At 77.0% G+C, this 16,362-nt stretch carries 20 protein-coding genes, 1 pseudogene and 1 other annotated feature; of the genes and pseudogenes, 7 read left to right on the top strand and 14 right to left on the bottom strand.

Annotation, left to right across the window (positions count from 1 at the left end):
• Positions 1–41: 41 nt before the first annotated feature.
• From Q0789_RS07500 to Q0789_RS07490, 3 genes are all read right to left on the bottom strand, one after another.
• Positions 42–173 carry a hypothetical protein gene (locus Q0789_RS07500; RefSeq protein WP_298803744.1) on the bottom strand — a complete coding sequence of 44 codons (132 nt, stop codon included), beginning with the start codon at positions 171–173 and terminating at the stop codon, positions 42–44.
• A 170-nt stretch (positions 174–343) separates the two neighbouring features.
• Positions 344–460 (bottom strand) — a sequence feature (AL1L pseudoknot).
• Positions 418–738, bottom strand: a complete 321-nt coding sequence (locus tag Q0789_RS07495) for a transposase (protein ID WP_298803741.1) — start codon at positions 736–738, stop codon at positions 418–420. (Overlaps the previous feature by 43 nt.)
• Positions 739–771: 33 nt before the next feature.
• Complete coding sequence (locus Q0789_RS07490; RefSeq protein ID WP_298803739.1) at positions 772–1,443, bottom strand: MBL fold metallo-hydrolase; 672 nt, start codon at positions 1,441–1,443, stop codon at positions 772–774.
• Positions 1,444–2,112: 669 nt separating this feature from the next.
• On the opposite strand from Q0789_RS07490, the gene Q0789_RS07485 reads away from it, so the two are divergent.
• Positions 2,113–3,072 (top strand): alpha/beta hydrolase, encoded by a 960-nt coding sequence (locus Q0789_RS07485; protein ID WP_298803737.1) that lies wholly within the window; start codon positions 2,113–2,115, stop codon positions 3,070–3,072.
• Positions 3,073–3,339: 267 nt separating this feature from the next.
• Here Q0789_RS07485 and Q0789_RS07480 read toward each other — a convergent pair whose 3' ends face one another.
• A complete protein-coding gene (locus tag Q0789_RS07480) occupies positions 3,340–3,954 on the bottom strand; it encodes a TetR/AcrR family transcriptional regulator (RefSeq protein WP_298803735.1) in 615 nt (204 codons plus the stop codon).
• A 21-nt stretch (positions 3,955–3,975) separates the two neighbouring features.
• Between Q0789_RS07480 and Q0789_RS07475 the strand changes: the two genes are divergently transcribed.
• Together Q0789_RS07475 and Q0789_RS07470 are read left to right on the top strand one after the other, a co-directional pair.
• Positions 3,976–5,208, top strand: a complete 1,233-nt coding sequence (locus tag Q0789_RS07475) for an MFS transporter (protein ID WP_298803734.1) — start codon at positions 3,976–3,978, stop codon at positions 5,206–5,208.
• A gap of 233 nt (positions 5,209–5,441) precedes the next feature.
• Positions 5,442–5,690: a DUF2630 family protein gene (locus tag Q0789_RS07470; RefSeq protein WP_298803732.1), complete on the top strand. Its 249-nt coding sequence runs from the start codon at positions 5,442–5,444 to the stop codon at positions 5,688–5,690.
• 4 nt (positions 5,691–5,694) lie between these two features.
• On the opposite strand, the gene Q0789_RS07465 is transcribed toward Q0789_RS07470, so the two are convergent.
• From Q0789_RS07465 to Q0789_RS07450, 4 genes and pseudogenes are all read right to left on the bottom strand, one after another.
• Positions 5,695–6,180, bottom strand: coding sequence for an EamA family transporter (locus tag Q0789_RS07465; protein ID WP_298803730.1), 486 nt, complete (start codon positions 6,178–6,180; stop codon positions 5,695–5,697).
• Positions 6,126–6,554, bottom strand: coding sequence for a hypothetical protein (locus Q0789_RS07460; RefSeq protein ID WP_298803729.1), 429 nt, complete (start codon positions 6,552–6,554; stop codon positions 6,126–6,128). The genes Q0789_RS07465 and Q0789_RS07460 overlap by 55 nt, the downstream gene beginning before the upstream one ends.
• 217 nt (positions 6,555–6,771) lie before the next feature.
• A complete protein-coding gene (locus Q0789_RS07455; protein ID WP_298803727.1) occupies positions 6,772–7,614 on the bottom strand; it encodes an SDR family NAD(P)-dependent oxidoreductase in 843 nt (280 codons plus the stop codon).
• Positions 7,615–7,617: 3 nt separating this feature from the next.
• Positions 7,618–8,424, bottom strand: a pseudogene (locus tag Q0789_RS07450) (SDR family oxidoreductase).
• Between the two features lie 54 nt (positions 8,425–8,478).
• On the opposite strand from Q0789_RS07450, the gene Q0789_RS07445 reads away from it, so the two are divergent.
• The gene (locus Q0789_RS07445) at positions 8,479–9,114 is read left to right on the top strand and encodes a TetR family transcriptional regulator C-terminal domain-containing protein (protein WP_298803725.1); all 636 of its coding nucleotides are present in this window, start codon (positions 8,479–8,481) and stop codon (positions 9,112–9,114) included.
• 46 nt (positions 9,115–9,160) lie between these two features.
• Here Q0789_RS07445 and Q0789_RS07440 read toward each other — a convergent pair whose 3' ends face one another.
• The 4 genes from Q0789_RS07440 to Q0789_RS07425 form a co-directional block, all read right to left on the bottom strand.
• Positions 9,161–9,526, bottom strand: coding sequence for a VOC family protein (locus Q0789_RS07440; protein WP_298803723.1), 366 nt, complete (start codon positions 9,524–9,526; stop codon positions 9,161–9,163).
• A 55-nt stretch (positions 9,527–9,581) separates the two neighbouring features.
• Entirely contained in the window at positions 9,582–10,409 is an 828-nt protein-coding gene (locus Q0789_RS07435; RefSeq protein ID WP_298803721.1) for an oxidoreductase, read from the bottom strand.
• A gap of 101 nt (positions 10,410–10,510) precedes the next feature.
• Positions 10,511–11,002 carry a VanZ family protein gene (locus tag Q0789_RS07430; protein ID WP_298803719.1) on the bottom strand — a complete coding sequence of 164 codons (492 nt, stop codon included), beginning with the start codon at positions 11,000–11,002 and terminating at the stop codon, positions 10,511–10,513.
• Positions 10,999–11,979 carry an SDR family oxidoreductase gene (locus tag Q0789_RS07425; protein WP_298803717.1) on the bottom strand — a complete coding sequence of 327 codons (981 nt, stop codon included), beginning with the start codon at positions 11,977–11,979 and terminating at the stop codon, positions 10,999–11,001. Before Q0789_RS07425 ends, Q0789_RS07430 begins: the two co-directional genes overlap by 4 nt.
• A gap of 285 nt (positions 11,980–12,264) precedes the next feature.
• On the opposite strand from Q0789_RS07425, the gene Q0789_RS07420 reads away from it, so the two are divergent.
• Complete coding sequence (locus Q0789_RS07420) at positions 12,265–13,110, top strand: helix-turn-helix transcriptional regulator (protein WP_298803715.1); 846 nt, start codon at positions 12,265–12,267, stop codon at positions 13,108–13,110.
• A 137-nt stretch (positions 13,111–13,247) separates the two neighbouring features.
• Complete coding sequence (locus Q0789_RS07415) at positions 13,248–14,150, top strand: cyclase family protein (protein WP_298803713.1); 903 nt, start codon at positions 13,248–13,250, stop codon at positions 14,148–14,150.
• A 42-nt stretch (positions 14,151–14,192) separates the two neighbouring features.
• Here Q0789_RS07415 and Q0789_RS07410 read toward each other — a convergent pair whose 3' ends face one another.
• Positions 14,193–14,771, bottom strand: coding sequence for a TetR/AcrR family transcriptional regulator (locus Q0789_RS07410; protein WP_298803711.1), 579 nt, complete (start codon positions 14,769–14,771; stop codon positions 14,193–14,195).
• Between the two features lie 105 nt (positions 14,772–14,876).
• Here Q0789_RS07410 and Q0789_RS07405 point away from each other — a divergent pair, with 105 nt between their 5' ends.
• A complete protein-coding gene (locus Q0789_RS07405; protein ID WP_298803709.1) occupies positions 14,877–15,767 on the top strand; it encodes an NAD-dependent epimerase/dehydratase family protein in 891 nt (296 codons plus the stop codon).
• A 100-nt stretch (positions 15,768–15,867) separates the two neighbouring features.
• Here Q0789_RS07405 and Q0789_RS07400 read toward each other — a convergent pair whose 3' ends face one another.
• Positions 15,868–16,356, bottom strand: coding sequence for a MarR family transcriptional regulator (locus Q0789_RS07400; RefSeq protein ID WP_298803707.1), 489 nt, complete (start codon positions 16,354–16,356; stop codon positions 15,868–15,870).
• Positions 16,357–16,362 lie beyond the last annotated feature (6 nt).

The following is a 16,362-nucleotide window of genomic DNA, read 5'->3' as shown; positions in this document are numbered from 1 at the left end:
GCCCTACCCGGCGGCGCCACCACCACGCCCACCAGCAACGGTCAGGAGGTGAGCACCGACCCCCTGCAGGCCCTCACGGCCTGACCAACCACGAGCATCACGCGCACCACCAGGTACACCACCCCAGCGGGCTTGACCGGGCAGGAGCGGGCGCAGTACGTAGAGTCGTCCACGGTCGAGGTCCTCGCTGAGCAGGTTGCTTGGTCGCTCCTGATCTTGAGGACCTCGACCCTCACCCACCTTCAGCCCACGACCGGCGTGTCGTCACCGCCCCCACCGCAGGTATGAAGAGCCTGATCGACCGCGGCGACGGTGGGCGGGTCTTGGCGGCGTAGTAGGTGCTGGGGGCGACCTGCAGCACCGTGCAGATCGGCTCGACCCCGAAGCGGTCCTTGTGCGCGTCGATGAAGTCGACGACTACTTCAGTCGGCGGTCGAGCTCCGCCTGGGCGAAAAACGCCGACGCCGTCTTCAGGATGTCGTTCGCCCGCCGCAGCTCACGCACTTCTCGTTCGAGCTCTGCGATCCGCCTGGCCTCATCGGTCGTCGTCCCCGGCCGGGTGCCGCCGTCGATCTCGGCCTGGGTCACCCAGTTCCGCAACGTCTCAGCGTTGATGCCGAGCTGGCCACCGACCCTCGCGATCGCCCCCGACCTCGTCGCCGGGTCCTTGCGGGCGTCCACCGCCATCCGGATCGCCCGCTCCCGGAGCTCGTCCGGGTACTTCCTCGGTGCTGCCATGACTCTCATCCTCCCGTGCGATGAGAGCCTCCATCAGACCCGGTACGAGACAGTGTGCCCGGGGGCCGGCGCCAGGTGCATCCCGCCGGGCAGGTCGTGAGGTTCCCGCCACGCGCGCACCTGCCCGGCCTCGAGGACCGGGGTGATGCTGTCGGCGTAGACGAGGCGGGCCCCGGCGAAGCGACGCGCCTCGTCCTCGGTCCGGGGCGCACGCACCTGGTCGGCGTTGTCAGGGTGGAAGTGCTCGACGTCCGGCGCCGGCAGCAGGTAGGTGGCGTTGGGGAAGGTCGGCACCCAGCGGTCGCCGTCACGGCGGGTGTTCCACCCGACGTGGTCGTAGTGGATGTGGGTGTTCACCACGACGTCGACGTCCTCGGGGGCCACCCCGGCAGCGGCCAGTCGTCGGAGGAAGTCGGTGGCCAACGAGGAGAAGCCCGGAGCTTGTGGGCGGTCCCTGTCGTTCCCGACGCCGGTGTCGACCAGCACCGTCAGACCACCCGTGCGCACCACCCAGGTCTGCACCGCCGCCCGGTAGCGCTCCGAGGCTCGCTCGTGGAAGTGCGGCGCCAACCAGGTGTGCCCCTGCCACACCTCCCGCGGGGTGTCGGGGAAGAGGTCCGCCACGGGCGCCAGCGGACCGAGCCACTCCACCACCCGGAAGACCTCGGCGTCCCCCAGCACGAAGCGGTCCGGAGCAGGCACCACGGGAGCTCCCCCACGTCGACGACCACGGCCGACGCCACGGTAGGACCGTCCTGGCACCCCGCCTCAGCGGGGTCGTCGCGCGAGCGGGGCCCACAGCACCCCTCCACCGCGTGACGGCGACCGACCGACGACCGTCGCTAAGCTCGTGGACGGTCCCGGGCCAGCGAGCACCGCACGCCAGGTCGAGAGCCGTGCCCCTCACCGCCTTCGCCGAGAGGTGAGGGCCAGCCGACGTGACCCCGCCGGTGGCCCGCGGTGGTCGCCCGCGCGAGCAGGTGGTCCCCTCGCTGCCCGGCTGTGCGAGGTCCTCGACCGGGACAGGCAGACGTCGGGGCGAGAGCCACGACGGAGCGGACGCGCATCGCGCCGACCGGCACCGAGCGGGGCCTCCGCGCCCGACGAGGCGCCGGGACGGCGAGGTGGTCCGGCTGAGGATCGCGGCGCGCTCCGGAGACGCCGGCGCTGGCGCGACGGTGAGACGTCGCGGGTCAGCCGGCGGAGACGACGACAACTCCTTCGAGTCCTGCAGCATGGGTGCGCGGCGTCGTCGCCGTCGTCTGCGCGGACCACCGGTCCTCGACGGGCGCGGTCTCCCGAACCCTCGCGCGTCCGAGCACCCGCCCGGGCGACGCCCACCCACCCGCAGCACGCAGACGCAGGAGGCCCGCCGTGGTCCGCTTCCACCCCGACCTGGCGGTCGGCCGCCTCATCCCGCCGGTGCGCTTCGGGCCGGTGTCGACGTCGCTGCTCAACCGCGTGAGACCTCGGGGCACCAGCGGGGGCGAGGACCTGCTGGTCGAGGACCACGCGGTCCCGGGCCCGGACGGCGCGCCCGCGGTGCGGGTGCGGACCTACCGGCCCCGCTCGGCGCAGGGGCGCGTCCCGGCGCTGCTGTGGATCCACGGTGGCGGGATGGTCTCGGGCACAGCGCTCATCGACGAGCGCGCGAACATGGACCTCGCCCGGACCCTCGGCGTCGTCGTCGCGAGCGTCGAGTACCGGCTCGCCCCCGGCGCGCAGGCGCCGTCCCAGGTGGAGGACTGCTACGCCGCGCTGCGCTGGCTGGCGGCCGGGGCGGGCGACGTCGGGGTCGACCCGGAGCGGATCGCCGTGGGCGGGGCGAGCGCCGGCGGGGGCCTGGCCGCGGGGCTCGTGCTCCTGGCGCACGACCGGGGCGGGCCGGCCGTCGCCTTCCAGCTGCTCGTCTACCCGATGATCGACGACCGGACCGTCGTGCGGGACGGCGCGCCCGTGCCGGGGGTGCGGGTCTGGACGCCCGCGAGCAACCGCTACGGCTGGACCTCGTACCTCGGCGTCCCGCCCGGCAGCCCCGGCGTCTCGGCGTACGCCGCCCCCGCCCGTCGCGCCGACCTCACCGGGCTGCCGCCGGCGTGGGTCGGCGTCGGCACGCTCGACCTCTTCCACGACGAGGACGTGCGGTACGCGCACCGGCTGCGGGAGGCGGGCGTCGCGTGCGCCCTGGACGTCGTCGAGGGAGCCTTCCACGGCTTCGACGCGCTCTTCCCGCGCCGGCAGGTCTCCCGGACCTTCTGGCGCGCGCAGGCGTCGGCCCTGCAGACGGCCCTCTTCCCCGACCGGCCGCCGCTGCGCTGGGGGCCCTCGACCTGACGGGCGACCCCGAGAGCCTTCGGGCCCGTGGTCCCGCGTCAGACCGCACCGGGACGACGACCTCCGCCTCGGCGACGACATCGAGCCTGTCGTCGCGGACGGCGCCCGTGGTGGCCGCAGCCTCGATGTCGCGACCGGCGGCCGCCACCAGCGCACGGGCAGGGGCACGGTGGGCGCTCGAGCCGCGCGGTGCTCCGCACCTCCGCCGTAGGGCCTGCCCCGAGCGCTCCTGCCACCGCGCGGACGACGTGAGCCTCGTCGCGTCGGTCACCCGCCCGCGCCCGACTCGCCGCCGCGATGTCGCGCCACGGCCGCGGCGGCGAGGTCGCGCACCGGCGGCAGGTCGGGCAGGGCCCCGCCGGTGACGGCGCGCCGGGCCCGGGCGGCGAGGGCGCCGTCGTAGAGGGCGAGCAGCTCGGCGGCCAGGGCCGCCGGGTCGGCGGCGCCGGTGGCCGCCGACAGCGCGTGGAGCCGGTCGACGAGCAGCCGGGTGTCCTCGACCAGCCACCGGTGGGCGGGGTGCTCGGGGGAGACGACCTCCACGGACGCGGCCAGGAAGGCGCACCCGCGAGCGCTGCCCGGCTCGGCGGGGAAGCCGTCGAGAGCGTCGAAGACCGCGAGCACCCGGGCGTCCGCGACGTCCCCGCAGCGGGCCAGCTCAGCGTCCCACGCCTCGCGCCAGCGCTCGTGGCGGCGCTGCAGGTAGGCCGCGACGAGCCCGTCCTTGCCCGCGAAGTGCGCGTACAGGGTCGCCGGCGCCACCTCCGCCCGCCGCAGCACCGCGTCCACGCCGGTCGCGGCGACCCCGTGCTCGTAGAAGAGCTCCTCGGCGGCGTCGAGCAGGCGCTCACGAGCCGGACGGCGTGCGGTCCTCGTCGGCATGCCTCTACTATAACGACCATTATGGTGAAGCGATCGTTACAGCAGGCGCCCTGCGACACGGCGGGGGCGTCGACGCCCAGGGGCGCCGATCCCGAGCGGCCCCGTCGCGTCCGCTCCCTTGTCGCATCCGGGACCGGCCTCGTCGCGCTCACCTACGGCGTCGTCCGCTTCGGGTACGGCCTGCAGCTGCCGCAGCTGTCGGCCGAGTTCTCGCTGCCCCCCGGCCTCGCCGGCGCCATCGCCTCCGGGAGCTTCGCGGCCTACTGCGTCGCGGCCCTCGTCGCGCAGCGGCTCATCGCCGCCCGGGGCGCGCGCACGGCGCTGTGGCTGGCCGCTGCCCTGGCCGCCGCGGGTGCGCTCCTCGTGTCGCTGTCGTGGTCGGCGGCGGCGCTGGCCGTGGGCGTGCTCGTCGCCGGGGGCGCCGCCGGCGCGGCCTCGCCGTCGCTGGTCGTCGCCGTCGCCTCGACCGCGCGCGGCCCGCTGGTCGACCGGGCGCAGTCGGTCGTCAACGCCGGCACCGGCATCGGGGTCGCCGTCACCGGCGCGGCCGTCCTCGCCGCGCCCCAGGTCTGGCGCCCCGTGTGGTTCGCCGCGGCCGTGGCCGCCGTGCTCACCGCCGCGGTGGTCGACCGGTCCGCCACCTGGCCCGTACCGCCGCCGGAGCGCGACTCCGGACGGCGCAGCGGGTTGGGGACCCCGAGGTCACCGCGCCGGACGATGGCGCGGCCGGTGCTGGCCGCCGCCGTCGCGGGGCTGGGCAGCGCGGCGGTGTGGACCTTCGGGCGCGACCTCGTCACCACCACCGGCGGCCTGCCCGAGCGGACCACGGCGGCGCTGTGGGTGCTCCTCGGCGCGGCGGCCGTCCTCGGCGCGGCCAGCGGCGACGCCGTGCGCCTGCTCGGGCTGCGCCGGTCCTGGGTCCCCACGGTCACGCTCACCGCGGCGGCCACCGCTGTCCTCGCCGTCGCCCCCGGGCAGGTGGTGCTCGCCGCCGTCGCCGGCGCCGTCTTCGGCGGCGCCTACACGGCCCTGTCCGGCGTCCTCATCGCCTGGGCCGGCGACCTGCGACCGGACGCCGCCGGACCGGCCACGGCGACGCTCTTCGTCGCCCTCACCGCCGGGCAGGCCGTCGGCGCCTCCGCCACCGGTGCCCTGGCCGCGCAGGTCGGCCTGCCGGCGGCCTTCGTCGTCTGCGCCGTCGTCGTCCTCGGCGCCACGCTCGTCCTGCCCGGACGGACGCCCCGGGCTGCGTGACGGACGACGACGGGGAGGGCCGCGGATCGCTCGCCCGCACGGCGCCGCGAGCTCGTGGGCGGGAGGCCGGGACGCCGGGCGGCTGCCCGTCGCGGCAGACCGTCGCCCCCGATCGCCCCGCGCGCCACCCACCGGGCCGAGTTCGTGCTCAAGATGTCGCAGCACCCTTCCGCGGCAGCGGGGACGTCGGCACCGACGTCCCGCGCCCCAGGCCCGCACAGCAGGGAGACGCCATGATCGAGCAGCCGCTCCGCCCCGAGGACCTGGCCGCCGACCTCACCGAGCTGGTCGCCGAGGAGCACCGGCTGCTGCAGCGGGCCAGCAGGTCGGTCGACGACGAGCAGCGCCTCCGCCAGATCCGCCTGGAGCAGGACCGGCTGTGGGAGCTGCGGCGCCGGCTGCGGGCGCAGCGAGCTCACGGCGAGGTCCCCGCCGTCGTCCCCGACCGCAGCGCTCGCGCGGTCGAGCACCACCTGCGGTAGGCGCTCAGGCACCGGACGCGGCGTCGCCCCCGTCCACCGAGGGAGCCCGACCGCCGCTCCTCCGCCGGCTGCGCCGCGACGCAGACGTGACGGCCAGCACGTTCGCCACCACGACGACGGCGATGCCGGCCCACTCGTGCGCCGCCACGACCTGGCCCAGCAGCACGAGACCGACCAGCGCCGCGAGCACCGGCTGCGTGCTCGAGAGGACTCCGAACAGGCGCGGGGGCACGGTGCGCAGGGCCACGAGGTCGGCGGCGAAGGGCACGACGGAGGACAGCAGCCCGGTGGCGAGCACCCGCAGGAGGGTCTCGGCGTCCCACCGACCGTCGGCGGTGACGAGCACGAGGACCGGCAGGTAGCCCACCGCGGACAGGCCGCTCGCCAGGGCGGGGCCCTGCAGCCCCGGCAGCCGCCGGCCGACCACCCGGTTCATCACGATGTAGGCCGCCCAGCACGCCCCGGCGGCGACGCCGACGGCGACGCCCACGAGGTCGCTCGAGGGCCGGGCAGCACGAGGAGGTAGACGCCGGCCGCCGCGACGAGCGCGGTGAGCAGGTCGCGGCGCGAGCGGGACGCGGCCAGCGCCACGCCCAGAGGCCCGAGGACCTCCAGCGTCACGGCCAGGGCCAGGCCGATGCGGTCGACGGCGGTGTAGAGCGCCAGGTTCATGCCGGCGAAGACGAGGGCCAGCAGCAGCACGGGCCACCACTGCGACCAGGTCGACCGGCGCAGCGGCGGCCGGGCCAGCGGCGGCAGGACGGCCTCGGCGACCACCTGGCGCACCGAGGACGTGTGACCCCCCGAGGCCGCCCCGGCCGCGACGCGCGACACCCACTCCGTGGACGAGTGGCTCTCGCTCATCGCCGCCGGGCAGGCGATCGGGATCACCTCGGAGGCCACCGCGTGGCAGCACCCGCGCCCGGGCCTCGTCTACCGACCGGTTCCTCGACGCGGAGCCCGTGCCCGTCTGGCTGGCCTGGTGGCGCGACGACGAGCCGTCGTGCGCGGCCGAGCTCGTCGGCTCCGCCCGCGAGCTCTACGGCTCGACCTGACGGCTGAGGCGGGCCCCCGGCCCGCCTCAGCCGGCGACGACCGCGGTGCTGGTCCGGCCGCCGTCGACGTCGAGGCGCGTGCCGTGCACGCCCTCCGCGTCGTCGCTCGCCAGGTAGGCCACCGCGGCGGCGACCTGCTCGAGGCGCACGAACCGGCCGAGCGGCGTGCCCACGACCGACGGCCAGCCCGGGTCGGACCGGTCGTCGACGGGGCGCACGACGCCCGGGCTCACGGAGTTCACGCGGACACCGGCGGGCCCGAACTCCGTGGCCCAGTTCCGGACGAGCGCGTCCGCCGCGGCCTTGGACGCCGAGTACGCCGGGACCACGGGCGTGCCGCCCTGCGCCATCCACGAGCTGATGCCGATGACGGCGCCTCCCCCGCGGGCGGCCATCGCCGGGGCGAGCCGGGCCACGAGGAAGAAGGGCCCGGTCACGTTGACGGCCCACGCCTCGGCGAGCTGGGCCTCCGTCGTCTGCGCCGTGGAGGACACCGAGACGACGGCGGCGTTGTCGACGAGGACGTCGACGCGGCCGCCGAGCGCCGCCTCCGCGCGGGCGGCGGCGTCGTGGGAGGTCGCCTCGGTCCCGTCGAGGTCGACGGGCACGAAGACGGCGCGCCCGCCCGCCGCGGTGACCTCCGCGACAACGGCCTGGCCGCGCCGGACGTCCCGGCCGCCGACGGCGACGAACGCGCCCTCGGCGGCCAGGCGGACGGCGGTGGCGCGACCGATGCCGCTGGTGGCGCCGGTGACGAGCGCCGTCCTGCCCGCGAGGCGGGCGAGGGGGCCGACCGCGGAGGGCCGGGGCTCCGGGGTCCGGTAGGTCGGGAACTGGTCGGTCGAGGGCTGGGGGCTGGTGGTGGCCACGACTCAGGCCGGCTGCAGGTAGCGGGTGGCCGAGAGGCCGCCGTCGACGTCGAGCAGCGCGCCCTGGACGAAGGCGGCCTCGTCGGTGACGACCCAGCGCACGGCCGTGGCGATGTCGACGGGGCGCACGGGGCGGCCCGCCGGCGTGGTCGCGGTCATGGCGGCCAGCGCCTCCTCGGCGCCGGCGTTGCCCGGGGTCGACGTGGCGCCGGGGGCGACGGTGTTGACGCGGACGCCGGACCGGCCGTACTCGGCGGCCCAGGTGCGCGTGAACTGCTCCGTCGCCGCCTTGCTCGCGGTGTACACGGCACCGAAGGGGACGCCCGTGCGGGCCATCTAAGACCCGACGGTGACGATGGCGCCGCTGCCGCGCTCGGCCATCGCGGGCGCCAGGGCGCCGACGAGCACGTGGGGCGCCCGGATGTTCAGCGCCCACACGGCCTCGAGCTCGGCGTCGGACGTCGCGGCGGTGGGCCCGGCGGGGTAGACGCCGGCGTTGTTGACGAGGACGTCGACGCGGCCGCCGAGCGCGGCGGTGGCCTCGCGGGCGAAGTCGCGGACGGCGTCGGGGGACGCGCCGAGGTCGGCGGTGACGGCGTGGGCGGTGCCGCCGTCGGCGCGGATGGCGGCGACGACCGCCTCGGTGCGGGCGGCGTCACGGCCGTGCACGACGACCTCGGCACCGGAGGAGGCCAGCACGCGGGCGATGGCCTCCCCGATGCCGCTGGACGAGCCGGTGACGACGGCGGTGCGGCCCTCGAGGCGGGCGTCACGGGGGAGGGTTGCCACGGTCTGCTCATTGGACTGCATGGTCCAATCATAGTATGGCTGGACCGGACGGTCCAGCGACGTAGGCTGGTGGGCATGAGCGAGCGGACGACGGGCGGGCTGACCGAGAAGGGTCGGGCGACGCGCCAGCGCATCGTCGAGGCGACGGCGCTGCGGATCCTCGACGCCGGCGTCGACGGCACGAGCCTCGACGACGTCCGGGCCGCGACGCTCACGAGCAAGAGCCAGCTCTTCCACTACTTCCCCGGCGGCAAGGCCGAGCTGGTGCGCGCCGTGGCGCAGTGGGAGGGCGAGCAGCTGCTCGCCGCGCAGGAGCCGCACCTGTCGGACCTCTCGACGTGGGAGTCGTGGGAGGCGTGGCGCCAGGGGCTGGAGGCGTACTACCTGGGCCTCGGGCGCTGGGCCTGCCCGATCGGGTCGCTCACCGCGCAGATGGCCGCCACGGACGCCGAGACCGCCGCCTTCCTGCGGACGGCGTGGACCACCTGGCGCACCCGCCTCGCCGCCGGGGTCCGCCGCATGCAGGCCACCGGGAGCATCGACCCGGCCGCCGACCCCGACCGCCTCGCCACGTCCGTGCTCGCCGCCATCCAGGGCGGACTGCTGCTCAGCCAGCCCGAGCGCGCGAGCTGGCCCCTCGAGGCCGCGCTCGACACCGCGTGGGCGACGCTGCACACTCCCGCGACGGCAGGGACGCCGACCAGGTCCTGAGCCCCTGGCGGCGAGCGGGGACCGGACGGCGCCGCAGCGACGGCCCCTACGGCGTCGGGGAACCCTCCACCAGCGCGTAGACGCCGAGCCGGTTGCCGTCCGGGTCGTGGAGCTCGAAGTGGTCCACCACCCCCTCGACGTGCTCGACGGGGCTGGCCTCGACGCCGAGCCCGACCATCCGCGTGCGCTCGGCCGTCGCGTCGGCCACCCCGAGGCGCAGGACGACCTCGGCGCCGGAGCGGGCCGTGACTCCCTGCCCGAGCTGCAACCAGACCGGCCCGACCTGGAACTCGACGAGGTCGTCACCGATCTCGACGTCGGGCTCCCCCAGCTCCAGCACCCGCTGGTACCAGGCCACCGCCCGGGCCAGGTCGCTCACCGGCAGCCCGACGGTCACGCTCGAGACGTCCACGAGCCCAGCGTGGCAGTGAGCGCGGCCCCCGTGGGGCTCTCGCCGGACCGAGCTCTCAGTCGAGGTCGGTGCTCGCGCTGAGCTCGCGCCACTCGTCGATCTCGGCGCGCTGGGCGTCGAGCACCTGGTCGATCGAGGAGAGGGCGTCGCTGCCCAGCATCAGCAGGCCGGGCGCCCGCCCGGACTCCACGGCGGTGATCATCGCCGCGGCGGCCTTGGCGGGGTCGCCGGGCTGGGTGCCGTGCGCGCGGTCGTTCTCCTTGCGCCGGGCCCCGACCGTCTCGTCGTAGTCCTCGATGACCACTCGCGTGCCCGTCAGCGACCGCCCCGCGAAGTCGGTGCGGAAGCCGCCCGGCTCGACCGCCATGACGGTGACGCCGAGGGGCGCGAGCTCGGCGCGCATCGACCCGCTGAGGCCCTCGAGCGCCGCCTTCGTCGCGGCGTAGTAGCCGGAGCCGGGCGGGCACACCCGCGCGCCGATCGAGGAGATGTTGACGATCGTGCCGCTGCGGCGGGCCCGCATGCCGGGCAGCACGGCCTTCGCCATGGCGACCGGTCCGTGGACGTTCGTGGCGAACAGGTGCGCGACGTCGCCCTCGTCGCCCTCCTCGACGGCGCCGCGGTAGCCGTACCCGGCGTTGTTGACGAGGACGTCGACGCCGCCGAAGCGCTCCTCCGCCGCGGCGACGGCGGCTCGGACCTGCTCGCCGTCGGTGACGTCGAGCGCGACCGCGAGCGCCGTGTCCGGGTGGGCGTCGACGAGGTCCTGCACCGACCCGGGGTCGCGCGCCGTGACGACGGCCTGCCCGCCCCGCTCGAGGACCGCCTCGGCGAGCGAGCGTCCGAGCCCCGTCGAGCATCCGGTGATGAGCCAGGTGGCCATGCGTCCTCCGTCGTCGTCGCGCGCCGGCGCGTCCGCGCCGGCCCCACGACCCTGGCGACCCGTCAGCCCCGGCGCGAGGCGAGACGGTCGGTCGGGCGCCCTCAGGCCGCCCGGGCGCGGGCCGTGCGGGCCGGACGGCGGCCGGGGCGAGCCGCCGTCGCCAGCGCCTCGGCGACGACCACGGCCAGCACGGCGCCGGTCGCGTTGAGCGCCGCGTCCAGCGGCGAGACGACCCGGCCGAGCGGGAGCGCCAGCTGGAGGACCTCGATCGAGGCCGCCGTGGCGACGGCCAGCGCGACGAGGACCCGCGGACGGGCGACCTGCTCCTCCAGCCGGTGGACGGTGAGGGCGAGCGGGACGAGCAGGAGGAGGTTGCCGAGCAGCTGCACGAGCGTGCCGGGGTGGTCGAGCCCGGCGAGGTACCAGCGCAGCTCCTCCCCCGGGGCGCCCCAGGCCCACCCCTCGCCCACCGGGGTGAGCGTGACGGCGGCCGTGAGGACGGCGGCGACGAGCGCCACCGCGGCCCGCCGGCGCCGGGAGCGCGGGGCCGGCGACGACGTCACCTCGGGCGCCGTCCACGTCCGCGCGGTCACGAGGTGGCGCCCCGCCACGGCGCGACCGGCTCGAGCGCGCCCTCGGGGAGGCGGACGCCGGCCAGCCGCTCCGACCAGCCCCAGACCCGCGCGGCGTCGGCGGTGCTGCGCAGCGGCCGGAAGAGCGCCTGCTCGGCGGGGCCGCCGCTCACGTGGCCGAGGCCCCGCGGGCCGAACATCAGGCCGCCCGCGGGCTCGGGCGCGGTGGCGGCCACGAGCGCGGGCAGCGGCGCCGTCTCGAGGGTGCCGGCGAGGCCCCAGCGCGAGAGGTGGCGGATGAGCCGCACCTGCGGGGTGTCGCGGTCGCGGCCCATCTCGGGCCGGGCGGCGAGCAGGCCCGTGGGCACGACGCCGGGGTGGGACAGCGCGCACGTCAGGCCCCAGCCGTGGGCCCGGCTGCGCCGGTCCAGCTCGAGGGCGAAGAGCCCCTGCGCGATCTTGGAGGAGGAGTAGGCGGCCTGGCCGTCGTAGCGCTGCTCCCAGTCGGGGTCGTCCCAGCGCACCGAGCCGCGCATCGCCGCGATGCTGATCTGCGAGACGACCCGGACGCGCCCGGCCGCCAGCAGCGGCAGCAGGTGCGCGACGAGCGCGACGTGGCCGAGGTGGTTGACGCCGAGCTGCAGCTCGTGGCCGTCGGCGGTGGTGGTGCGCGCCGGCGGCGTCATGACGCCGGCGTTGGCGACGAGGAGGTGCACGGGGCGGCCCTCCTCCGCGAGCGTGCGGCCGAGCGCGGCGACGGACGCGAGCGACGCGAGGTCGAGCTCGCGCAGGGAGACCCGTGCGCGGGGCACCGCCGCCGTGATGGTCTCCAGCGCCGCCCGGCCCTTGGCGGGGCTGCGGACGGGGAGCAGGACCTCGGCCCCGGCGGCGGCCAGCCGGCGGGCGACGACGAGGCCGACGCCGTCACTGGCTCCGGTGACGACGGCGAGGCGGCCGGAGAGGTCCGGCAGCGTCGTGGTGCTGCGAGGGCGGGGCATGGCTCCTCCTGGAGGTCCTGCGGTGGTCGCCGGCGGGTCCCGACGGCGCCGGGGTCGGCGTGGGCTCGACGCTCCGCCACCGCCCGGACCGGGACAAGGGACCCGCGGAGCCACGGACCGCCGGTCCGCCCCTGCGCCGGGGCGGCACGTCCGCGACCGGCCGCCCTCCCCGGAGAGCTCACCGCGAGAGGGGGACCGGCAGGCCGTGGCTCACCGCGCCGTCGCACGGGTAGACAGGACCGGGCGCCCGTCGGCGGCGGCCGTGACGAGGTCGGGAGGTCCGCGGTGACGGTCGACAGGGACGGGCTGGCGCACTTCCTGCGCACCCGGCGCGAGGCGGTCCAGCCCGAGGACGTGGGCCTGCCGCGCGGCCCGCGGCGGCGCACGGACGGGCTGCGCCGCGAGGAGGTGGCGGCCCTGTGCCACATGTCGACCGACTACTACGCGCGGCTCGAGCGCCAGCGGGGCCCGCAGCCGTCGCTGGAGATGGTGGCCTCCATGGCCCAGGGGCTGCACCTGACCCTGGACGAGCGCGACCACCTCTTGCGCCTGGCCGGGCACCAGCCGCCCCCGCGGGGCGCGGCGAGCGCGCACGTCAGCCCGGGGCTCCAGCGCATCATGGACCGCCTCGTCGACACGCCGGCCGAGGTGGTCAGCGAGCTGGGCGAGACGCTGCGGCAGACGCCGCTCGCGAGGGCGCTGCTGGGCGACAGCACCCGCTTCACCGGCCCGGCCCGCAGCGTGGGGTACCGCTGGTTCACCGATCCCGAGGCTCGCAGCCGGCACGACCCCGCCGAGCACGAGCACCTCTCACGGCTGTACGTCTCGCACCTGCGCCGCGTCGTCACCCTCCGGGGCCCGGCCTCCCGCGCCGCGCACCTGGTCGACCTGCTGGGTGACCACGCCGAGTTCCGCGCGCTGTGGGACCAGCACGAGGTCGGCCTGGTGCCCGAGGACGTCAAGCGCTTCGTCCACCCCGAGGTCGGCCCCCTCTCGCTCAGCTGCCAGCGGCTGCTCGACCCCGACCAGTCCCACTCGCTGCTCGTCTACACCGCCCAGCCCGGCACCGAGGACCACGAGAAGCTGCAGGTGCTCGCCGTCGTCGGGACGCAGCGGATGGCCACCAGCTAGGCCGTCCGCCGGACGCCGCCGTCGACGCCGCGAGGTGCGCGAAGGACGACCACGCCGCAGCCTGGCCGGGACGCGGGGCGCACGGCTCCGGGGGTGCTCGCTGCTCGGGGGCGGACGACGACGGAGGGACGGACCGCGTGGCCGAGACCGACGAGGACCGCTCGCACGACCGGGAGCAGCTGCCCGACGACCGGGGTCGCTGGGGTGACGACGACGAGCGGGGGACGCTCAACCTCGTCACCGACGCGGTGCGCGCCCGGGCCGCCGCCGAGGTGCGCACGGGGCGGCACGTGCCGCTGGCCCGCCCGATCGACCCGGCGCCGGTCGCGAGCAACCCCTTCGCCCCGCCCGCGCCGGCCTCCCCGCCCGTCCAGCAGGCCCTCCTCTGGACGGGGGTGCCGCCCATGGGGATGTCGGAGGTCCTCACCGTCGTCCCCCACGACCCGCGCCTGACCCACCTCGACGCCGTCGTCCACATGCCCCTGGACGGCGAGGTGCACCCCCGGCGCCCGCTCGCGGAGGCCGTCACGGCGGCCGGCGTCCAGCACGGCTCGACGACGGCCTTCGCCGACGGGGTGGTGACCCGCGGGGTGCTCCTCGACCTCGCGCCGGGCGACCGGCTGCCGCCGGCGCACCCGGTGACCGCCGCCGACCTCGACGCCGCCGAGGAGCGCGCCGGCGTCCGGCTCGAGCCCGGTGACGCGCTCGTCGTCCGCACCGGCTGGGAGGTCTCCTGGGAGGCCGACGAGCCGACGCCCGGCATGACGCTCGACGCGGTCGCCTGGATGCACCGGCGCGACGTGGCCGTCTACGCGGGCGACGTCGGGGACGCCGTGCCCCCGCTCGAGGGTCCGGTGCCGATGCCGCTGCACATGGTCGGGCTGGCCCGGCTCGGGATGCCGCTCGTCGACAGCGCCGCCGTCGAGGAGCTCGCCGCGGTGTGCGCCGAGCTCGGCCGCAGCGCCTTCCTGCTCGTGCTGGCGCCCCCGCGGCTGCGCGGCGCCACGGGCGTGCCGGTGAACCCCGTCGCCGTCTTCTGACCGGCGCCCCCGGTCCACCACGTCGGGCCGGTGGCGCTCCCCTCAGGACAGGGAGGCGCTCGCAGCCACGAGCTCCTGCAGGGCCGCCGCGGTGTGGGGGGCCAACGGCTCGTCCTCGGCCCGGTCGCCCTCGGACCACCGGGCGTAGCCGAGCTTGAAGGCGAGGACGCCCATCTCGGCGGCCAGGTGCGCCGCGGCGTCGGGCACCCCCCGCTCGACGAGGGCCCCGGTGACGGCGGCCGCCATGCCGACGCTCTTCAGCGCGTCGCGCTCCTGCAGCTCGGCGCTGGCCGCGACGGCCGCCCGCAGCCGGGGACCGAGCTCGCGGTTCAGCGGGCCCATGGCGCCCGACGCGCGGGCGAGGCCCTCCGCCACCGCCTCCAGCGGGGTGGCCCCCGGAGGCGCCTCGGCGACCCCCTCGACGAGGAGCCGGCTCAGCGACTCCTGCCCCGCCACCAGCACCTCGCGCTTGTCCGAGAAGTGGCGGAAGAAGGTGCTGCGCGTGACGCCGGCGCGCTCGGCGATCTCGGCGACGGTCGTGGCGTCGTAACCCTGCTCGGTGAAGAGGTCCACGGCCGCCACGACGAGGCGCTCCCGGCCTCCCGGCTCCCATCGCGGCATGGGCCGAGACTACCGACGCGACACCTGTCGCATCGGTGGGCTACGGTGACGGGACACCAGTCGCATCAGTGACGGCTGGGAGCCCACCCACCCGAGGAGAACGTCGTGCACGTCTTCGTCACCGGGGGCACCGGGGGCACCGGAACGATCGGCACCGCCGTCGTCGCCGAGCTGCTCGCCCACGACCACACCGTCACCGCCCTCGCCCGCTCGCAGGGCTCCGCCGACGCCCTCACGGCCGCCGGCGCCCGCCCGCTGCGCGGCGGCCTCGCCGACCTCGACGTCCTGCGCGCCGGCGCCCGCGACGCCGACGGCGTCGTCAGCCTCGCCTTCAGCCGCGACTACGGGTCCACCGAGTCCGTCGAGGCCGGCATGGCCGAGGAGGAGGCCGCGGCCACCGCCCTCAGCGAGGAGCTCGTGGGCAGCGACCGGCCGCTCGTCACCGTCTCGGGGACGCCGTGGGTCGCGGGCCGCGCCGCCACCGAGGAGGACCCCCTGCCCCTCGACGGCCCCGTCGCCCGCCGGGCGCAGACCGTGACCGCCGTCCTCGCCCTGGCCGAGCGCGGCGTGCGCTCCGCGGCGGTCCGCATGCCCCGGACCGTCCACGCCGACGGACGGGGCGGCTTCGCCGGGCTGCTCACCGACGCCGCCCGCGCCAGCGGCGTGGCCGGCTACCCCGGCGACGGCACCCAGCGCTGGCCCGCCGTCCACGCCGCGGACGCGGCGTCGCTGTTCCGCCTCGTGCTCGAGGGCGCTCCCGCAGGGACGGCCTGGCACGCCGTCGCCGACGAGGGCGACGCCGTCCGCGACATCGCCGCCGTCATCGGCCGCCGCCTGGGCCTCCCGGTGCGGTCGCTGCCCGTCGAGGACTTCGGCCCCTTCGGGCCGGTGTTCGCCCTCGACCAGCCCGCCTCCAGCGCCCGGACCCGCGAGGCGCTCGGCTGGACCCCGACCCACCCGGGCCTGCTCGAGGACCTGGAGCGGCTCGGCGCCTGAGGCGGCCCGAGCCGGTCGCGGGGCCGCGCCCCGGCGAGGGGCACCGGCGGCGCGCGGGGCGTCGCGCCACGACGGCGCGGCGCCCCGTCTCCGTGTCGACCTACGTCCCCCTGAGGTCCCACGCCGCGTCGTCGTCGACCCGCCCCCGGCTCGCCCCGACGACCTTGAGCAGGAGGCGGTTCAGCTCGCCGCCCTCCTCGGCAGTCAGCCCGGAGTCGCGGAGGTCGTTGCTCGACAGGGCGACACCCCACGCCCCCTCGAGGGCCTCCCGGCCGGACGCGGTGAGGCGCACCGGGTTCCGCCGTCCGCGCGCGCGCTCGCCCGTGCGCTCGAGGAGACCTCGCCGCTCGAGGCCGTCGAGCAGCGGGGCGATGCTCTGCGGGCGCAGGAGCACCGCCCGTGCCAGGTCGGCCTGCGACATCGGCCCGGTGATGTCGAGCTGCGCGAGGACGCCGAAGTGCACCGGGTGCAGGTCCAGCTCGGCGAGGCGCTCGGCCAGGCGCTGGCCCAGGTAGCGCGCGACGCGGACGACGTTCCACGTCACGACGCCGTCCAGCTCCGCCTCGGTCAGGGCACGGTCCGCGTCCACGACCGC

Origin of the sequence: uncultured Pseudokineococcus sp. (assembly GCF_947499845.1) — a bacterium.
Lineage (GTDB): Bacteria > Actinomycetota > Actinomycetes > Actinomycetales > Quadrisphaeraceae > Pseudokineococcus.
This window is presented reverse-complemented; position numbering and strand designations above follow the sequence as displayed.